Source organism: Stenotrophomonas sp. BIO128-Bstrain, assembly GCF_030128875.1.
Taxonomy (GTDB): domain Bacteria; phylum Pseudomonadota; class Gammaproteobacteria; order Xanthomonadales; family Xanthomonadaceae; genus Stenotrophomonas; species Stenotrophomonas bentonitica_A.
Genome location: NZ_CP124620.1, coordinates 2,927,882 through 2,944,326, shown reverse-complemented (window position 1 = coordinate 2,944,326; position 16,445 = coordinate 2,927,882). Strand labels below are relative to the sequence as shown.

Sequence of the window (16,445 nt, the reverse complement as noted above, 5' to 3'; positions counted from 1 at the left end):
TGGTCGGGATGCCTGCCTCAATGGCACCGCACCAGGATCACGGTGATATTGTCCGAGCCGCCGCCATCCAGTGCGGCGGCGACCAGGGTATCCACGCATTCCTGCGCACTGGCATCGTCGAAGGCGAGGGTACGGGCAATGCCCTTGTCCTCGACCTCCTCGGTGAGCCCATCACTGCACAGCAGCAGCTGCATGCCCGGGCGCAGTTCACCGGTGGTGGTCGCCACATTCAGGTGCGCCGGATCGGTCACGCCCAGCGCCTGGGTCACCACATTGCGGTGCGGGTGCGCGCGTGCCTGTTCGGCGGTCAGATTGCCCTGCGCGACCAGCTCCTGGACCACGCTGTGATCCTGACTCAACTGGGCCAGCTTGCCGTCGCGCCACAGGTACGCGCGGCTGTCGCCCACCCACGCCACCTCGTAGCGATTGCCCTGGACCCGCGCGGCCACCACCGTCGTGCCCATCGGCAGGCTGTCATTGCGGCGGCGCGAGGTGCGGATGATTTCCTCATCGGCGATCCGGATCGCATGCGCCAGCGTCGCCCCGCGGCGGATCTCGCGCACGATGGTCTCGCGCGCCAGCGCACTGGCCACCTCGCCACAGGCGTGCCCGCCCATGCCATCGGCGACCAGCCACAGCGCCAGTTCGCCATCGCCGTAATACGTATCCTCATTGAGGTCACGGCGCAGGCCGGGGTGGGTCAGGTGTCCGAATTCGATCATGAAGGCGCGTGCCGGTAAGGATTGCGGGGGATAACGGCATGATCGCGGCCCGCCGGACATCCGGCAAGGCATCCATACAGAAGAAATTCACTTCTTTGCCCGCAATGACTTGTCGCCAGCGCGTCCTACCCGTATTATTCGCGTCCCGGTTCGCCGGGACCATCTGGAGAGGTGGCAGAGCGGTTGAATGTACCTGACTCGAAATCAGGCAGGCGTTTATAGCGCCTCGGGGGTTCGAATCCCCCCCTCTCCGCCAGATACATGAAAAAGGCCGCCCATTGGGCGGCCTTTTTCATGACCGAGATCGGGCGTTTTCCGACCGCTGCGAAATGAGCGGCGCCCAATTGCGGGGGGGATGAGAACCCCCGACGGGGGTTCGACGGATTCGCCAGGAGCGAATCCGGACAGACGAACGTCTGGCCCTGGAGCGCGCAAGCGCGGAAGGGCTGGGTGCATGGATGCACCCAGCAATCCCAATGAAGCGGCCACCCTGCTCCCGGAGCCCCAAGCGTCATCACCGACGTACCCGGGCGCGTGGCGACGCGTTCATCCCATCGACGTATCCAACTCCAAGAGGCGCGGCCCTGGAGCGCGCAAGCGCGGAAGGGCTGGGTGCATGGATGCACCCAGCAATCCCAATGAAGCGGCCACCCTGGCTCCGAAGCCACAGCGCCATCACCGACATACCCGGGCGCGTGGCGACGCGTTCATCGCCAACGGCGTCTCCAGCTCCAGGAGGCGCGGCCCTGGAGCGCGCAAGCGCGGAAGGGCTGGGTGCATGGATGCACCCAGCAATCCCAGCAATGAAGCGGCCATCGCGCAGCCACGCATGGCGTGGCTCTACCCGGGGCCCGCACCCCCCCCCCACACCCCGCCAACCTGCGCTCCGCTAAACTGCCCACCTCACGTAACGGATCTCCCCCATGACCGCTGAAATCCTTGTCCCCGTGTCCTTCGGTGAACTGCTCGACAAGATCTCGATTCTGCAGATCAAGTCCGAGCGCATCAGCGACGAGGCCAAGCTGGCCAACATCCGCACCGAACTGAGCGCGCTGGAAAAGACCTGGATGGCGCACCCGGCCGGGGTCAAGGACATCGCGCGCCTGCGTGCCGAGCTCAAGGCGGTCAACGAGCGCCTGTGGGACATCGAAGACAACATCCGCCTGCAGGACAAGGCGCAGGCCTTCGACGACCATTTCGTCGAGCTGGCGCGCAGCGTCTACCAGCAGAACGATGAGCGCGCCCGCATCAAGAAGGACATCAACCTGGCGCTGGGCTCGCTCTACGTGGAAGAGAAGTCGTACAAGGATTACGCGCCGCGCGGCGCGTAATCGGCGACATACCGTTCGAAGGCGGCGATGCCGTCCTCGACGGTGATCAACTGCATCACGTCGTCGAACTCGACCTTCGCGCCCCACTTCAGTTCGCTGGCCGGTTTGCCCAGGAACTTGCGCGCGGCATCGTCGTAGCGGTCCACGCAGTAGCGGCGGTCGGAGTAGGGGCCGCTGCGGTGCGGGTTGCTGGCCGCATGCAGGCCGAGCACCTTGGTGCCCATCGCGTTGGCGATATGCATTGGGCCCGAGTCGGGCGTCATCACCAGCGCGGCGCGCGCCAACAGCGCCGGCAGCTGCTTGAGCGTGTCCTTGCCGACCAGGTCCAGCGCCGGGGTGGCCAGCTGGGCCTGGATCGCATCGGCCATGCCGCGCTCCAGTTCGCTGCGCCCACCGCACAGCACCACCCGCCAGCCACGTGAGGTGGCGTGGTTGGCCACGGCCGCATAGCGGTCGGCATACCAGTTGCGGCGCACATGGCTGGAGCAGGGCGAGATCATCAGCACCGGGCGGCCATCGTCGGTCCACTGGGCGTTGGCCCACTCGACGGCGGCCGGCGGCACGGCCAGGTCCCAGCTGACCTCGGTCTGCTTCAGGCCGAGCGGTTCGCAGAAGCTGCCGATCGCATCCAGCACATGGATGCCGGGGCGGTCGGGGATGCGCTCATTGATGAAAAGCCCGTGAAGATCCTTGGAGCGGGCCTTGTCATAGCCAATGCGGCGCTTGGCCGGCACGAAGGCGGACAGCACGTTGGCACGGAAAGCCACCTGCATCTGCAGCAGCGCATCGAAGCGCCCGGCGGGAAGGCTGTCGCGCAGGGCGCGCATGCCGGCCAGGCCGGTCTTCTTGTCGTAGCTGTGGAAGGTCACGCCTGGCAGGCCATCGAGCAGCTTGTGGCCGGCCTTGTCGATGATCCAGTGCAGCGACACCCCGGGATCGGCCTGCTGCAGGGTGCGTACCAGCGGCACCACATGGGTCACGTCCCCCAGCGCGGACAAACGCAAAAGACACAAGGAAGAGGACGTTGGTGCCATGGTGTTGTTAGACTCGAAGGAATGGTCGCATTCGACGCCACTGAAGCGCTGACGCCCTGCCGCGATGGACGCGGTATCGGTGCCATTCTGTTCGACCGCGAAGCCTTGCGGCAAGCCGAGATGAGCCTGTTCGCACCGGCCCACTGGGGCGAGCGGGCACGGCCGGTCGGCGATGGCGGCCGTGGTGGTGCCTGGTTCGTCGATGCCCCCTTCGGTCATGCCGTGCTGCGCCAGTACCTGCGTGGCGGCCTGGCGGCCAAGCTCAGCCGGGACCACTACATCTGGCGCGGGGCCAACCGCACCCGCAGTTTCGCCGAGTTCCGGCTGATGCGTGCCCTGCGCGCGCAGAAGCTGCCGGTGCCGCGACCGATCGCCGCGTTCTACATGCGCGAAGGCCTGCGCTACAAGGCGGCGATCCTGATGGAGCGCCTGGAGGGCGTGCGTTCGCTGGCCGACCGCGCGCTGGTCGCCGGGCGCGGCGCGCCCTGGGAAGAGACCGGCCGGCTGATCGCGCGGTTCCATCGCGTCGGGCTGGACCACGCCGATCTCAACGCCCACAACATTCTGTTCGACGCCAACGGCCACGGCTGGCTGATCGATTTCGATCGCGGCGTGCTGCGCATCCCTGCCACCCGCTGGCGCGAGCGCAATCTCAAGCGGCTGCTGCGCTCGCTGATCAAGCTGCGCGGTGAGCGCAGCCAGGATGACGTCGAGAAGGACTACGCACGGCTGCGCCGCGCCTACGATCTGGCCTGGAACCGGGGTTACTGATGGACTGGGCACTGCGTTTCATGGGGGTCGGCAATGCGTCGGCCGTGCAGCTCGGTTCGCCGATGGCGGTGATCGAACGCGATGGACGCCCGTGGCTGACCATCGATTGCGGCGGGGAAGGGCTCACTGCGTTCCAGGCGCACTACGGCCATGTGCCGCAGGCATTGTTCGTCACCCATGTGCACCTGGACCACGTCGCCGGTTTCGAACGCCTGTTCGTCGATGCGTATTTCTCGCCCCAGCGTCGTGGGCGAATTCGCGTGTACGTGCCGGCGACGGTCGTGCCGCTGCTGCACAAACGCGTGGCCGATTACCCGAACGTGCTGGCAGAGGGCGGTGCGAATTTCTGGGATGCGTTCCAGCTGATCGTGGTCGGCGATGCGTTCTGGCATGACGGCGTGCGCCTGGAAGTGTTTCCGGTCCGGCATCACTGGCCGGAAACCGCCTATGGCCTGCGCCTGAAGGGTGCGGTCACCTGGAGTGGCGATACCCGGCCGATTCCGGAAATGCTGGCGCGCTACGCCGACGACAACGAACTGATCGCCCACGATTGCGGCCTGCATGGCAACCCGTCGCACACCGGTGTGGATGACCTGGAGCGTGAATACACGGCCGAGTTGCAGGCGCGGATGATGCTCTACCACTACGCCAGCGAGGCCGACGGCGAGGCGCTGCGCCAGCGGGGTCACCGCGTGGCCGTGCCTGGCGAACGTGTGGCGCTGGCGACTCCCACCGCCATGCACGTGCTGGCGCAGGATCCTCCCTGAGCATGGATGACGCGCTGGCCGCCCATCTGCAGGCGCTCGAACGCGCGTTGCACGAGCCTGCGGTCCGTGGCGATGTCGCGCAGCTGGCGGCATTGTTGGATGACGACTTCAGTGAGATCGGCAGCTCGGGTGCGTGTTTCGATCGGGCTGCTGCGCTGGCGGAGATTCCGCGCGAGCGCGCACAGGTCGAGATCGTGTCCACCGACTACCAGGTCGTGTTGTTGGCGCCCACCTTGGCACAGGTGCGCTATCGCAGCTGGTATGTGGTCGGCGGCGAGCGCCAGCGCGAGGTGTTGCGCAGTTCGCTGTGGCGGCTGCACGGCGAGGCATGGCGGGTGGTGTTCCATCAGGGCACGCCCGCGGCCCCTTGAGCGGCAGCATCGCTGGAGGGAAAAACCGGGCGCCCAAAAAGGTGGCGGCCCCGCCGGCTGACCTCGGCGCCCGCGTCGATCGATACCGTTGCTGCCTTCCGGCCCTGGCGGGATTTTCGACCTAGCGTCGCGAGGGGCCGACGGGGCCACCATAGAGACGTTCCGGCTGCAGGGCGATCGAGGATCAGCCGGCCGCAGGCGGAAGGTGCATCGCAGGAACAGGTCCGGCAGTGCAGTCGCGCATTCTAGCGCATGCACGGCCTGCAGCGCCAGACGCGGAGGCTGAATCCCGTGTAGCCCGGTGCCGCCGGAATAGGGCATGCGGCGAGTGGGTTGCTAAAATGCGTGGCACAGGAGGAACGGCCTCCCCCATTTCGGGAACCACTGACCAGGACGGCCTGGCCCCCATCAAGGAGGGCCGCATGGCCTGGATCTATCTGTTGGCAGCCGGTGTGCTGGAAATCGTCTGGGCGTTCTCGATGAAGCAGTCCGAGGGGTTCAGCAGGCTCACCCCCTCGATCATCACCCTCGTCACCATGATCGCCAGCTTCTGGCTGCTGTCGTTGGCGATGCGCACGTTGCCGCTGGGCACCGCGTACACGATCTGGACCGGCATCGGCGCGGTCGGCGCGTTCGTGATCGGCATTACCTTCCTCGGCGAGCAGGTCAGCGCGATGCGGATTGCTGCAGCGGTGCTGATCGTGAGCGGATTGGTGTTGATGAAGTTGAGCAGCAGCTGAGGCGTTCAAAACGCACGCTGCGCGCTCGGGCGTAGAGCCACGCCATGCGTGGCTGACGCACTGCTGACCCGATCGAATCACTGGCGCCGCTCAACGCGGCGCCAGTTCGAGCACCATCTCCACTGCGTCCAGTCCGGGGCCGTGCCCATCGGGGGTGATGTGGGTGACCGCGAAGCCGAGTCCGGCGTAGAAGTCCTGCGTGTGCTGGCTGGTGCTGAGCGTCACGCGCTGGGCGCCGAGTGCTTTTGCGTGGGCGAGGCGTGCGTGGGAGAGCTGCTTGCCCAGGCCTTGGCGATGTTGGGCGTTATCGACCATGCCCCAGCAGAAGGCCGCCGTGTGTTCGTTGTCCAGGGCGAGGCCGCCGCAGGCGACGACGTGGCCGTTGTGTTCGATGACCAGATAGTCGTGGGCGCGGTCTGGGTGAAGTAGATAGTTGGCGAAGTCGTGGCGTTCGTGTGGGGCGAAGTAACGCGGCACGTTGGTGTCGAACAGTGCCAGGCAGGCGGGGACGTCTGTTGGGGTGTAGGCGCGCAGGGTGGGCATGGGGGGACTTTGGCATAGGCGGGCTGCGCAAAGAGCAGCCGACCCGCGGTCGGCTCTACCGTTGGCGGTGGTGGCGCGGCGTGGGTGCAGACGTGGCAAGCGGCCTGGGATGCAGGGTGGCCGCTTCATTGGGATTGCTGGGTGCATCCATGCACCCAGCCCTTCCGCGCTGATGCGCTCCACGGACAGCCATTCGGCTGTCCGGATTCGCTCCTGGCGAATCCGTCGAACCCCCGGTCGGGGGTTCTCATCCCCCTCTCCATGGTTTCGCGCACTGCTACCGGAGCCGGATGAATGACGAACGTGAGAAACGCAAAAGGCCGCCCCGAGGGGCGGCCTTTTGCGTTTGTCTGGCGGAGAGAGGGGGATTCGAACCCCCGAAGCGCGGTTTAGACGCTTACACACTTTCCAGGCGTGCTCCTTCAACCACTCGGACACCTCTCCGGACCTGCCGCACACAACCCGCTGCAGGGGCGCAGATTCTAGCGGGGGAATCGGAATCGCACAAGCGGTTCGTCACGGGGGCAGGGGGGCTGGACAGGCGTGGCACAATGGTCGTCCCGATGAAGACGGTGGCCTGATGTCCTATCTCGTCCTTGCCCGCAAGTGGCGTCCGAAGCGTTTTGCCGAGCTGGTGGGCCAGGAACACGTGGTCCGTGCGCTCAGCAATGCGCTGGACAGCGGCCGGGTGCACCATGCGTTCCTGTTTACCGGCACCCGCGGGGTCGGCAAGACCACCATTGCCCGTATTTTCGCCAAGTCGCTGAACTGCGAGCAGGGCACCAGCGCCGATCCATGCGGCCAGTGCCCGGCCTGCCTGGATATCGACTCCGGCCGTTACATCGATCTGCTCGAGATCGATGCCGCGTCCAATACGGGTGTGGATGATGTCCGCGAGGTGATCGAGAACGCCCAGTACATGCCCTCCCGGGGCAAGTACAAGGTCTACCTGATCGACGAAGTGCACATGCTGTCCAAGGCGGCGTTCAATGCGCTGCTCAAGACGCTGGAAGAGCCGCCGGAGCACGTGAAGTTCCTGCTGGCCACCACTGATCCGCAGAAGCTGCCGGTGACGGTCCTTTCGCGCTGCCTGCAGTTCAACCTGAAGCGGTTGGACGAGGAACAGATCCAGGGCCAGATGACCAAGATCCTGGCCGCCGAGGAGATCGAGTCCGATCCGACTGCGATCGTGCAGCTGGCCAAGGCCGCCGATGGCAGCCTGCGTGATGGCCTGTCGTTGCTGGACCAGGCGATCGCCTATGCCGGCGGTGCGCTGCGCGAGGATGTGGTGCGCGCGATGCTGGGCACGGTGGACCGCACCCAGGTGGCGGCGATGCTGGATGCGCTGGCCGATGGTGATGGTCCGCGCCTGCTGCAGACCGTGGCCCTGCTGGCCGAGTTCTCGCCGGACTGGAGCGGGGTGCTCGACGCCCTGGCCGAAGCCCTGCACCGGATCCAGGTGCAGCAGCTGGTGCCGGGCGCCGCGACGGCGGGCGAGGGGATCGATGCCGAAGCCTTCGCCCAGCGCCTGCGTCCGGAAGTGGTGCAGCTCTGGTACCAGATGGCCCTGGGCGGTCGCCGTGACCTGCACCTGGCCCCAAGCCCGCGTGCTGGATTCGAGATGGCGGTGCTGCGCATGCTGGCGTTCCGCCCGGCATCGGCCGTCCCGCCGGTGCCCCGCGATCCGGGCACCGGTACCGAAGTGAACAGTGGCGGCCAGGCCAGTGGCCAGGGCGCCGGCATGGCCGCTGCGGCAGCGGCTTCGGCTCCGGCTCCGTCCGTGGCGCCCGCCAAGGCCAGCGCGCCCGTCGCTCAGGCAGCCCCGGTGGCGCCTGAGGCGCCGCTCGCCGCCCCGGTCGTCGCGCCCCCCGAGGCCGCAGCCCCGCCGCTGAAACAGGTTGCTCCCGCCCCGGCAGCCGCCGAGCCGGTTAAACCGGTCAAGCCGGCCAGGCCGAACGCGCCTGCCCCCGCTGCCGACGACGATCTGCCGCCGTGGCATCAGGAGAACGATGCGGCCGATCGCGACGAAGCGCTGGCTGCTGAAATGGCCACCCCGGATGCGGCCATGGTCGCTCCCTGGGAAGCGCCTCCAGAGCGGACCGCGGCACCGGCTGCTCCCGCGCCTGTGCGGGAAGCCCCCGCCCCGGTGGCTCGCCCGGAGGGTATCGCCATCGCACCCTCAGTGGCCGACGCCGCGCCGTCAGGGGCGAGCGGTGAGCTGACCGCCGATGCCTGGCTGGAACTGGTCGCCGGCAGCCAGCTCAATGGCCCGTCCAAGCAGCTGGCGGCCCACTCGGCGTTCATCAGCTACCAGCACGGTGTCTTGAAACTGGCGATTTCGCCCGGATTTGAGTACTTGATTTCGGACCGCTCGCAGGCGGCGCTGATCGCGGCATTGACCGGCCCCCTGGGGCAGGCTCCGCGTCTGGTGATCGATACCGGCGCGGCCGGTGCCGAGACCCTGCATCAGCGCGCTGACCGCCAGCGTGGCGAACGCCAAACGGCGGCGGAAGCCGCTTTCATGGCCGACCCGTCGGTGCAGTTGCTGATCCAGCAACACGGTGCCCGGGTCGTGGCCGATTCCATTCGTCCTTTTGAAGAGTAAAGAACCATGCGCGGCAATATCGCCCAACTGATGCAGCAGGCCCAGAAGATGCAGGAAAACCTGCAGAAGGCCCAGGAAGACCTCGCCAAGCTGGAAGTCACCGGCAGCGCCGGCGGCGGCATGGTCAGCGTGACCCTGACCGGCACCAAGGAATGCCGCAAGGTGCGCATCGATCCGTCGGTGCTTTCCGATGCGGAAATGACCGAAGACCTGGTGGCCGCAGCGTTCAACGATGCCTCCAACAAGATCGATGCCGAGTCGAAGAACCGCATGGGTTCGGCGACCGCTGGCATGCAGCTGCCCCCGGGCATGAAGCTGCCGTTCTGAGCCACGTCTGCGCCGGGTCGAGGCCTGGCGATGGTGGTGACCGCGCCGCGAAGCCTCCGGGCTTCGCGCGCTTGTTTCTGAGATGAGCGATCCGCCATGAGCCTGCCCCTGCTCGAACAATTGATCGAGGCCTTCCGCGTGTTGCCGGGCGTGGGCCAGAAGACCGCCCAGCGCATGGCCTACCACGTGCTCGAACGTGAGCGCGAGGGCGGCCAGAAGCTGGCCGAGGTGCTGGCCAAGGCGATCGAGCGGATCGGGCATTGCGCGCAGTGCCGGGATTTCAGCGAGACCGAGGTCTGTGCGGTCTGCGCCAACGGCAGCCGCGAGCGCCAGCAGCTGTGTGCGGTGGAATCACCGGCCGATCGCCTGGCGATCGAGACGGCTACCGGCTACCGCGGCGTCTACTTCGTGCTGCAGGGGCGGCTGTCACCGCTGGACGGCATCGGTCCGCGCGAGCTGGGCCTGGATCAGCTGGAAGCCCGCCTGAAGCAAGGCGAAGTGACCGAGTTGATCATCGCCACCAGTGCCACCGTGGAAGGCGAAGCGACCGCGCATTACCTGGCCCAGATGGCGCGCAGCCACAAGGTCCGCCCGAGCCGGTTGGCGCAGGGCCTGCCGCTGGGCGGTGAGCTGGAATACGTGGATCGCGGTACGCTGTCGCACGCCTTCGGTACGCGTACCGAAGTGCAGGAATGATCCCGCGCAACCCGCGCCGGTGATCGAAACCGGGCGTGCATCCGCGCTACTCTCCAAGGCCCTGTTACACGAGGTGCCCTCATGAGCCACGACACCCTGTTCGGCAAGATCATCCGCCGCGAAATTCCCGCCACCATCGTTTACGAAGACGAGGAGGTGCTCGGCTTCAAGGACATCGCACCGCAGGCGCCGGTGCACGTGTTGTTCATTCCCAAGCACGAAGCGATCCCGACCCTGGATGACGTGCGACCGGACCAGGCGCACCTGATCGGCAAGCTGGCGATGGCCGCCGCCGAGTACGCCCGCCGCGAAGGGTTCGCGCAGGACGGCTACCGTATCGTCATGAACTGCCGCGAGCACGCCGGGCAGACCGTGTTCCATATCCACCTGCACCTGCTGGCCGGCGCGCAGCTGGGTCACTTCGGCACGCCGAACGGCTGAGCGGGCCGGGGCAACAAAAAACGCCGCCCGAAGGCGGCGTTTTTTTTCAGCGCGTCCGCATCAGCGACGGGGACGCGCCACCTCCGGGCTTACCACCAGCCCCAGCCGCGGTAGCCCCAGCCGGGACCCCAGCCCGGGCCCCACGGGCCGTACGGGTAGGCGGGCACCACGTCGACCTGGCGCTGTTCCGGCCACAGGTAGATCACATCGGCGTCCAGCTTCGGCAGGCGATAGTCGTACTCGCCGATACGGGTGTTCTCGTAGCCGCCGATCTTGCCGATGAAGGTCACGTCCCGGCCCGGCTCGAACACCGCCGGATCGTAGAAGCCGGCGCGGCACGCGATGAAGCGGCCGTCACTGGCGTCGGCCGAGGTGGTGCTCGGGCGGCCACTGCCGTTGAGCGGGCGCGAAATCATCTGGAAGCAGGTCTGGCCCTGGCCCGGGTTGGTTTCGATGATGCGGCCACCCCAACGCACCGGAGTGCCCACCTGCTGGGTGGGAACCGCGTCACGCGGGCTGACCATACTGAACTGCCCCTGCAGCGGCTTGGGCGCGGTGGCGCAGGCAGCCAATGCCAGAGTGGCAGCAAGGGGAAGCAGGATTTGAATCTTCATGGGGATGCTCCGGAGGTCGGGCGATGCCTGCGCAGGTCGCGCAATAATGAAGTGAGGTCGACGTCAGCGCCAGCGTAGCGCGCCTGGACGAAACGCGCGCTGAGCGACAACAACGCCGGATCGGGCCGTTGCCGGTCCACCCGGCGGGCCCACTCGCTGGCCGGTTCGGCGCTGGCGCGTTCCAACCCATGGCGTGCATAGCGGCGTCCCAGCCGGTGCCAGGCCCGCAGCAGCGGGTCGCGTTCGCGTTCGCCCCGGGCCAGCAGCCACGCCATCCACCCTAGCGCGGCCAGCGCGAAGACAGTGAAAATTCCCACCAGTCGGGTCGGATCCAGGCGCTCGAAACCAAACGGTTCAAGAAGCCGTTGCTGGCGGTTGGCATCGAAGGACAGGATCAGGTCGTTCCAGCCCCGGCGCAGCCAGTCCCCCATCTGCCCGAACTGCAGCCAACGGCTGTTGAGCATCGCACCGGCGTCGCCCGCCGCCAGCCGGTCGTCGATCGTGTCGTAGATGCGTTCGGGGGCGACGGCCGCGGTCGGGTCGACCCGCACCCAGCCGCGCCCGGGCAGCCAGACCTCGGCCCAGGCATGGGCATCCATCCGGCGCAGCACCCAGTAGTCACCATAGGGATTGTGGACGCCACCGGCGAAGCCGGTCACGACCCGCGCCGGGATGCCGGCGTTGCGCATCAACACAACGAACGATGAGCTGAAGTGCTGGCAGAAGCCGGCCTGCTGGTCGAACAGGAACTCGTCCACGCCATCACGGCCCGGCTCGGGCGTGTCCAGGGTGTAGACGAAGCGCGCACGTACCCACTCGAGCGCGCGCTGCACGATCGCCGCATCGTTGCTGCCAGCCTCCTGCCGCCACTGCCGCGCCAGCACCGCCGTGCGCGGGTTCACGCCGTCGGGCAGCTGCAGCGCAAGGCGACGCTCGTAAGGCGTCAATGCGTCGGTGTAGGCCACGGCCGGGGCGGAACGCAGCCGCCAGCGGGTCAGGGCATTGAGTGCTGCGTGGCTGCGCAGGCTGTGGTTGGCATCCAGATCGCTGCCGGCAGGGGCCTGCAACGGCAGATCCAGCGCGACCAGCTGGCGGCGGTCGGTCGGCTCATAGTCGATCTGGTACTCCCACTGTGTGCTGGCGTGGGTCACCGCGGCGGGCGCGCGCTCGATCAGATGCCTGTCCTGCTCCCAGCGTTTGCCGTCGAACAGGCTGAGCACCGGGCCGCGCCAGTAGCGCTGCTGCGGTTCCGGAACCGCGCCAAAAAACTGCACGCGCAGCGCCGGGGTGTCATCGTCAGCGGCCCTTGGTCGAGCAGGAACGCCGCGAACGGGCCGAACAACCCGAAGCCGACCAGGCTGCGCGCATCGCGCAGGCTGCGCAGCTCGCTGGATTTCAACGCGAGCATCGCCGCCAGCAGCGCGCAGCCGGTATCGCGGCCCGGGCGCGGGCCCATCTGCCAGTAGATGGCGCCCAGCATGGCGAGCACCAGCAGCAGGCGCAGTGCCCCCGGCAGCAGGCGCTGCCGCGAAGCCAGGGCGGTCAGCAGTGCAACGCCGGCGATGACGGCCGCCAGCACGGTGGGCAGCTGCAGCAGCAGCGGCAACAAGCCCAGGGCCGCACTGGCCAGGGTCCAGTAGCGCGCACCGGGACTGAGCGGGGCGACGGCGCGGTCAGTCATGGGGCAACAGCGCCAACGCGCGCTGGCACAGATGGTGATGGGCACTGCCATTGCCGGGGCCGAGCACCGGCTGGCCGGGCAGCGTGAGGGTGTAGCGGCGCCCTTCGCGTTCGGCCAGGTCGACCCAGCGCGCCAGGCGCGCGATCCGCGCCTCGGTGCCCAGCGGGGCCAGGCGCCACCAGTCCAGCACGACCTCCACGCCGATCGGCTTTTCGTACTCGCGCACCAGCAGGGTGTCGCGCCGCGCAGAGTGCTTCCACGCGATGCTGCGCGTCGGGTCGCCGGGGCGATACGGACGCAGCTGATGCAGCTCGTCGCCGCTGGCATGCACACGGGTATGCAGCGGATCGCCGCCGCTCTCGGGCAACGCAGGGGCGTGCGCTTCCGGTGCGGCATAGACCAGCAAGGGTGTCTCCGGCCACACCCACGACCAAGCGCGTACCAGGCCCAGTGGCTGTGTGGTGGCGATGCGGATCCGGGAGAGATCGAACCAGCCGCGCTGATGCGTGGGCAGGTCGAGATCCACTTCGATCTGGTCGCTGTCCACCAGGTGCCCGAACGCTGCCACGCCGTCGTGCTCCACGTGCAGGCCGCGACGCGCGCGGGTATCGGTGCGCGACAGGCTGATGCGCAGCCGCAGCGGCGCGCCTGCGGCGACCGGTTCGGCGGATACCGCATCCACCTGCAACGCGGACAACTGCAGGTGGGCGCTGATCGCACTGGCGATGCTGACCGTGGCCAGCAGCAGCGCCAACAACAGGGCAGGGTTGTTGTTGTAGTTCAATGCACCGAGCAGCATCGCCGAGAGCAGCGCGGCGACGAACAGACCGAAGCGCGTCGGCAGCACATAGATGCGGCGCCGGTCGAACCGGCTGGGCAGGTGCTCCGGTCGGCGCGGTCGCGCCATATGCTGCAGGTACTGCCAGCGGGCTCCCCAGCCGCGGCGCATCTCAGTCGACCTGCACGGTCTGGAGGATGGCGCGGGCCAATGCCGGCCCATTGCCGGCTTCTGCCTCCGGCACCAGCCGATGCCCGGCCACCGCAACGAACAGGGTCTGCACGTCTTCAGGCACGACATGTGCGCGGCCCAACAGCAGCGCATGCGCCTTGGCGGCGCGCAGCAATGCCAGGCCCGCGCGCGGTGACAGGCCGACGCGCACCCCGGCGTGCTGGCGGCTGCGGGCCAGCAGCGCCTGCACGTAGGTGATCAAGGCTTCACTGGCGTGCACCTGGCCGACCGCCTCGCGCAGCGTCCGCACCTCCACCTCGCTCAGCCGCGCGGTGGCCTGCGCGATCAGGTGGCGGCGATCGGTGCCGCGCAGCAGCTCGCGCTCGGATTCGGGATTGGGGTAGCCCAGCGCCAACCGCAGCAGGAAGCGGTCCAGCTGCGAGTCCGGCAACGGGAAGGTGCCGGACAGGTCGACCGGGTTCTGGGTGGCGATGACGAAGAACGGGTCCGGCAGCGGGTGGGTCACGCCATCCAGGGTCACCTGCTGCTCGGCCATCGCCTCCAGCAGCGCACTCTGGGTACGCGGCGGGGCGCGGTTGATCTCATCGGCAAGCAGCACATGGGTGAAGACCGGGCCGGGGTGGAACTGGAACTGACGGCTGCCGGCATCGTAAACAGAGACGCCGAGTACATCGGCAGGCAGCAGGTCGGAAGTGAACTGCACCCGCTGGAAGCCCAGCCCGAGGCTGGAGGCCATGGCGTGGGCAAGGGTGGTCTTGCCCAGGCCGGGCAGATCCTCGATCAGCAGATGGCCGCCGGAGAGCAGCGCCACGAAGGCCAGTCGTACCTCCTGGGCCTTGCCCAGGACCAGCCCGTTGACCTGATCCTGGGCGGCGCGGAGAGACTGTCGCAGTACATCGGTTAGCATGGCTGGCACGGGGGGCGAATGATCCATGTCCGTCTCGTATCGATGATTCCACTGATTCTATAGAGCAATGCAGGGCGAACAACGCGCACGCACCATATTCCTGTTGTTGTGGACGCTGGTCACCGCCGTCAAGCTGGTGGTGGCCGCACGTCTGCCCTTGTTCGTGGACGAAGCTTTTTACTGGCAGGAAGGCCAGCACCTGGCGGCGGCCTATTCGGACCTGCCCGGGCTGACCGCATGGCTGGCGCGCCTGGGCGTGGAAGTGGGCGGCAACCATGTGCTCGCGCTGCGCCTGCCGTTCCTGGCGATCGGTGCGTGGCTGCCATGGCTGGTCTCGCGGATCGCCACGCGCTGGTTCGGCGCGGTGGCCGGTTGGCAGGCCGGCAGCCTGACCCTGCTGATGCCGCTGTCAGCCACGCTGGGCATGCTGGCCGTGCCGGATGTGCCGATGGCGCTGGCCGCCGTGCTGTGCCTGGACGCCGGTGCACGCCTGCTGCGCAACGTGGATGCGGCGGCGGCGGTGAAGCTGGCCGCAGGCCTGGCGATCGGCGCACTCAGCCATTACCGCTTCATCGGGGTGATCGTGGTCGGCTTCATCGCGCTGCTGGTGCTGCCGCAGGGCCGGCGCATGCTGCGCGATCCGCGCGTCTGGGTGGCCCTGACGGTCGGTGTGGTGGCGTGGCTGCCGCTGCTGTCGTGGAATGCCGACAACCATGATGCCGGCCTGAAATTCCAGGTGGTCGAGCGCCACCCGTGGGCGTTCGAGTGGAGCGGGCTGTGGTTCCTGGTGATCCAGCCGATGCTGGTCACCCCGATCCTGTGCATCGCGATGTGGAAGGTGGCCCTGGCCGGTACCCGCTCCGGTGGAGGCGCACGCGCCCAGTGGCGGTATTTCGGTCTGATCGGCGCGGTATCGACCCTGTCCATCTTCGCCCTGGGCTTCTTCACCGATGTGGAGCGCATCAGTTTCCACTGGCCGTTGCCGGGCTATCTCGCATTGCTCATCGCGGTGCCGGTCGTACTCAATGGCTGGCCGCGCTGGCTGCGCCGCACCGGCTGGTGGCTGGCCGGTGCCGGGTTGGCACTGGCCTTCGGCTATTACCTGATGGCGTCCGTGCCGAGCGTGCGCGAGCAGCTGGCCGGCTACAAGTATTACCCGCGCAACTTCGCCGGCTGGGAACCCCTGGCAGGCGCCGTGCGCGAAGAATTGAAGGGCATGCCACCGGGCACGCGCGTGCTGGCCGGCAACTTCAAGGTCGGCGCGGAACTGGGCTTCCAGTTGCGTGATCCCTCGATCGAGGTGCTGCGCCATCCGTTGAACGACAAACACGGCCGCAGTGCGCAGCTGGGGCTGTGGGGGTTGCTGCACGATGGTCAGCGCGACACGCCGATGCTGCTGGTGCTGTCCCCCAGCGACCAGCGCTATCGCGATCTGCTGGAGCGCTATCACGCGGTCTGCGGCCAGGTGGGCCCGCTGCCGCCGCCGCGCGTGGTCAGCAACGATCATGGCTATCAGCGCTTCCTGCTGTTCAAGCTGCCTGCCGGGCGGGTGGACGGGCCCTGCGTCACCCCGGCGATGGCCTGGGTGGATGCGCCGCAGCCGGATGCCAAGGTGGGCGACACGCTGGATGTGCGCGGCTGGGCCTTCAAGGACGGTGCCGGCATCGAACGCGTCCAGCTGTTTGTCGATGGGAAGCCGGTCGGCGATGCGGTCTACGGGCGCGCCTACGACATCACCAGCGCCTGGAAGATCTCCACCGATCCGCAGCATCCCAACGTGGCCTTCGATGCCACGCTGAACACCGCTCACCTCGCGCCCGGTCGCCATTGGCTGGGCATGACGCTGTACGGCAAGGACGGCAGCGTGGAGCAGTGGCAGGAACAGGCCTTCACCGTCCCCGCGCGCTGAGTGCGCGTGTTTTTTC

At 67.7% G+C, this 16,445-nt stretch carries 16 protein-coding genes, 2 tRNA genes, 1 other RNA gene and 1 pseudogene; 11 read left to right on the top strand and 9 right to left on the bottom strand.

Going from position 1 to position 16,445, the window contains the following annotated elements:
* Positions 1 to 17: 17 nt before the first annotated feature.
* Entirely contained in the window at positions 18 to 722 is a 705-nt protein-coding gene (locus tag POS15_RS13395) for a protein phosphatase 2C domain-containing protein (RefSeq protein ID WP_019185793.1), read from the bottom strand.
* 165 nt (positions 723 to 887) lie between these two features.
* Between POS15_RS13395 and POS15_RS13390 the strand changes: the two genes are divergently transcribed.
* Positions 888 to 978: transfer RNA gene (locus tag POS15_RS13390), tRNA-Ser, on the top strand.
* A 667-nt stretch (positions 979 to 1,645) separates the two neighbouring features.
* On the top strand, positions 1,646 to 2,053 hold the full coding sequence (locus tag POS15_RS13385) for a DUF6165 family protein (RefSeq protein ID WP_019185792.1): 408 nt from the start codon (positions 1,646 to 1,648) through the stop codon (positions 2,051 to 2,053).
* On the opposite strand, the gene POS15_RS13380 is transcribed toward POS15_RS13385, so the two are convergent.
* Positions 2,032 to 3,087, bottom strand: a complete 1,056-nt coding sequence (locus POS15_RS13380) for a glycosyltransferase family 9 protein (RefSeq protein ID WP_080341564.1) — start codon at positions 3,085 to 3,087, stop codon at positions 2,032 to 2,034. The two genes, POS15_RS13385 and POS15_RS13380, sit on opposite strands and share 22 nt — an antisense overlap.
* 21 nt (positions 3,088 to 3,108) lie before the next feature.
* Here POS15_RS13380 and POS15_RS13375 point away from each other — a divergent pair, with 21 nt between their 5' ends.
* From POS15_RS13375 to POS15_RS13365, 3 genes are read left to right on the top strand one after another with little or no spacing between them, the layout of a single operon-like run.
* On the top strand, positions 3,109 to 3,858 hold the full coding sequence (locus tag POS15_RS13375) for a 3-deoxy-D-manno-octulosonic acid kinase (protein WP_019185790.1): 750 nt from the start codon (positions 3,109 to 3,111) through the stop codon (positions 3,856 to 3,858).
* A complete protein-coding gene (locus tag POS15_RS13370; protein ID WP_284128302.1) occupies positions 3,858 to 4,625 on the top strand; it encodes an MBL fold metallo-hydrolase in 768 nt (255 codons plus the stop codon). Before POS15_RS13375 ends, POS15_RS13370 begins: the two co-directional genes overlap by 1 nt.
* A 2-nt stretch (positions 4,626 to 4,627) precedes the next feature.
* Entirely contained in the window at positions 4,628 to 4,996 is a 369-nt protein-coding gene (locus POS15_RS13365; RefSeq protein ID WP_284128301.1) for a nuclear transport factor 2 family protein, read from the top strand.
* 47 nt (positions 4,997 to 5,043) lie between these two features.
* Here POS15_RS13365 and ffs read toward each other — a convergent pair.
* Positions 5,044 to 5,140: signal recognition particle sRNA small type (ffs, locus tag POS15_RS13360), an RNA gene on the bottom strand.
* A 278-nt stretch (positions 5,141 to 5,418) separates the two neighbouring features.
* On the opposite strand from ffs, the gene sugE reads away from it, so the two are divergent.
* On the top strand, positions 5,419 to 5,736 hold the full coding sequence (gene sugE / locus POS15_RS13355; protein ID WP_019185787.1) for a quaternary ammonium compound efflux SMR transporter SugE: 318 nt from the start codon (positions 5,419 to 5,421) through the stop codon (positions 5,734 to 5,736).
* Between the two features lie 90 nt (positions 5,737 to 5,826).
* On the opposite strand, the gene POS15_RS13350 is transcribed toward sugE, so the two are convergent.
* Positions 5,827 to 6,279, bottom strand: coding sequence for a GNAT family N-acetyltransferase (locus POS15_RS13350; protein WP_046273887.1), 453 nt, complete (start codon positions 6,277 to 6,279; stop codon positions 5,827 to 5,829).
* 351 nt (positions 6,280 to 6,630) lie between these two features.
* Positions 6,631 to 6,723, bottom strand: a tRNA-Ser gene (locus POS15_RS13345).
* Positions 6,724 to 6,859: 136 nt separating this feature from the next.
* Here POS15_RS13345 and dnaX point away from each other — a divergent pair.
* The 4 genes from dnaX to POS15_RS13325 all read left to right on the top strand — a co-directional run bounded on the left by dnaX (position 6,860) and on the right by POS15_RS13325 (position 10,348).
* The gene (gene dnaX / locus POS15_RS13340; RefSeq protein ID WP_284128300.1) at positions 6,860 to 8,884 is read left to right on the top strand and encodes a DNA polymerase III subunit gamma/tau; all 2,025 of its coding nucleotides are present in this window, start codon (positions 6,860 to 6,862) and stop codon (positions 8,882 to 8,884) included.
* Between the two features lie 6 nt (positions 8,885 to 8,890).
* Positions 8,891 to 9,211 carry a YbaB/EbfC family nucleoid-associated protein gene (locus POS15_RS13335; protein WP_019185335.1) on the top strand — a complete coding sequence of 107 codons (321 nt, stop codon included), beginning with the start codon at positions 8,891 to 8,893 and terminating at the stop codon, positions 9,209 to 9,211.
* A 96-nt stretch (positions 9,212 to 9,307) separates the two neighbouring features.
* Complete coding sequence (gene recR / locus POS15_RS13330; RefSeq protein ID WP_019185336.1) at positions 9,308 to 9,907, top strand: recombination mediator RecR; 600 nt, start codon at positions 9,308 to 9,310, stop codon at positions 9,905 to 9,907.
* An 81-nt stretch (positions 9,908 to 9,988) separates the two neighbouring features.
* Entirely contained in the window at positions 9,989 to 10,348 is a 360-nt protein-coding gene (locus POS15_RS13325) for a histidine triad nucleotide-binding protein (RefSeq protein WP_019185337.1), read from the top strand.
* Between the two features lie 89 nt (positions 10,349 to 10,437).
* Here the strand turns inward: POS15_RS13325 and POS15_RS13320 are convergent, their stop codons facing one another.
* From POS15_RS13320 to POS15_RS13305, 4 genes and pseudogenes are all read right to left on the bottom strand, one after another.
* A complete protein-coding gene (locus POS15_RS13320) occupies positions 10,438 to 10,962 on the bottom strand; it encodes a Slp family lipoprotein (protein ID WP_046273889.1) in 525 nt (174 codons plus the stop codon).
* Positions 10,959 to 12,643, bottom strand: a pseudogene (locus tag POS15_RS13315) (DUF3488 and transglutaminase-like domain-containing protein). The gene POS15_RS13320 and the pseudogene POS15_RS13315 overlap by 4 nt, the downstream one beginning before the upstream one ends.
* Entirely contained in the window at positions 12,636 to 13,550 is a 915-nt protein-coding gene (locus POS15_RS13310) for a DUF58 domain-containing protein (RefSeq protein ID WP_284129646.1), read from the bottom strand. Before POS15_RS13310 ends, POS15_RS13315 begins: the two are co-directional and overlap by 8 nt.
* 43 nt (positions 13,551 to 13,593) lie before the next feature.
* Positions 13,594 to 14,547 carry a MoxR family ATPase gene (locus tag POS15_RS13305; RefSeq protein ID WP_046273892.1) on the bottom strand — a complete coding sequence of 318 codons (954 nt, stop codon included), beginning with the start codon at positions 14,545 to 14,547 and terminating at the stop codon, positions 13,594 to 13,596.
* 40 nt (positions 14,548 to 14,587) lie between these two features.
* Here POS15_RS13305 and POS15_RS13300 point away from each other — a divergent pair, with 40 nt between their 5' ends.
* Entirely contained in the window at positions 14,588 to 16,429 is a 1,842-nt protein-coding gene (locus tag POS15_RS13300; RefSeq protein WP_046273893.1) for a glycosyltransferase family 39 protein, read from the top strand.
* Positions 16,430 to 16,445 lie beyond the last annotated feature (16 nt).

Excerpts from the sequence above, each read along its gene's own strand:
- POS15_RS13395 (WP_019185793.1), bottom strand. The coding sequence starts at position 722 with ATGATCGAATTCGGACACCTGACCCACCCCGGCCTGCGCCGTGACCTC.
- POS15_RS13385 (WP_019185792.1), top strand. The coding sequence starts at position 1,646 with ATGACCGCTGAAATCCTTGTCCCCGTGTCCTTCGGTGAACTGCTCGAC.
- POS15_RS13380 (WP_080341564.1), bottom strand. The coding sequence starts at position 3,087 with ATGGCACCAACGTCCTCTTCCTTGTGTCTTTTGCGTTTGTCCGCGCTG.
- POS15_RS13375 (WP_019185790.1), top strand. The coding sequence starts at position 3,109 with ATGGTCGCATTCGACGCCACTGAAGCGCTGACGCCCTGCCGCGATGGA.
- POS15_RS13370 (WP_284128302.1), top strand. The coding sequence starts at position 3,858 with ATGGACTGGGCACTGCGTTTCATGGGGGTCGGCAATGCGTCGGCCGTG.
- POS15_RS13365 (WP_284128301.1), top strand. The coding sequence starts at position 4,628 with ATGGATGACGCGCTGGCCGCCCATCTGCAGGCGCTCGAACGCGCGTTG.
- sugE (WP_019185787.1), top strand. The coding sequence starts at position 5,419 with ATGGCCTGGATCTATCTGTTGGCAGCCGGTGTGCTGGAAATCGTCTGG.
- POS15_RS13350 (WP_046273887.1), bottom strand. The coding sequence starts at position 6,279 with ATGCCCACCCTGCGCGCCTACACCCCAACAGACGTCCCCGCCTGCCTG.
- dnaX (WP_284128300.1), top strand. The coding sequence starts at position 6,860 with ATGTCCTATCTCGTCCTTGCCCGCAAGTGGCGTCCGAAGCGTTTTGCC.
- POS15_RS13335 (WP_019185335.1), top strand. The coding sequence starts at position 8,891 with ATGCGCGGCAATATCGCCCAACTGATGCAGCAGGCCCAGAAGATGCAG.
- recR (WP_019185336.1), top strand. The coding sequence starts at position 9,308 with ATGAGCCTGCCCCTGCTCGAACAATTGATCGAGGCCTTCCGCGTGTTG.
- POS15_RS13325 (WP_019185337.1), top strand. The coding sequence starts at position 9,989 with ATGAGCCACGACACCCTGTTCGGCAAGATCATCCGCCGCGAAATTCCC.
- POS15_RS13320 (WP_046273889.1), bottom strand. The coding sequence starts at position 10,962 with ATGAAGATTCAAATCCTGCTTCCCCTTGCTGCCACTCTGGCATTGGCT.
- POS15_RS13310 (WP_284129646.1), bottom strand. The coding sequence starts at position 13,550 with ATGGCGCGACCGCGCCGACCGGAGCACCTGCCCAGCCGGTTCGACCGG.
- POS15_RS13305 (WP_046273892.1), bottom strand. The coding sequence starts at position 14,547 with ATGGATCATTCGCCCCCCGTGCCAGCCATGCTAACCGATGTACTGCGA.
- POS15_RS13300 (WP_046273893.1), top strand. The coding sequence starts at position 14,588 with ATGCAGGGCGAACAACGCGCACGCACCATATTCCTGTTGTTGTGGACG.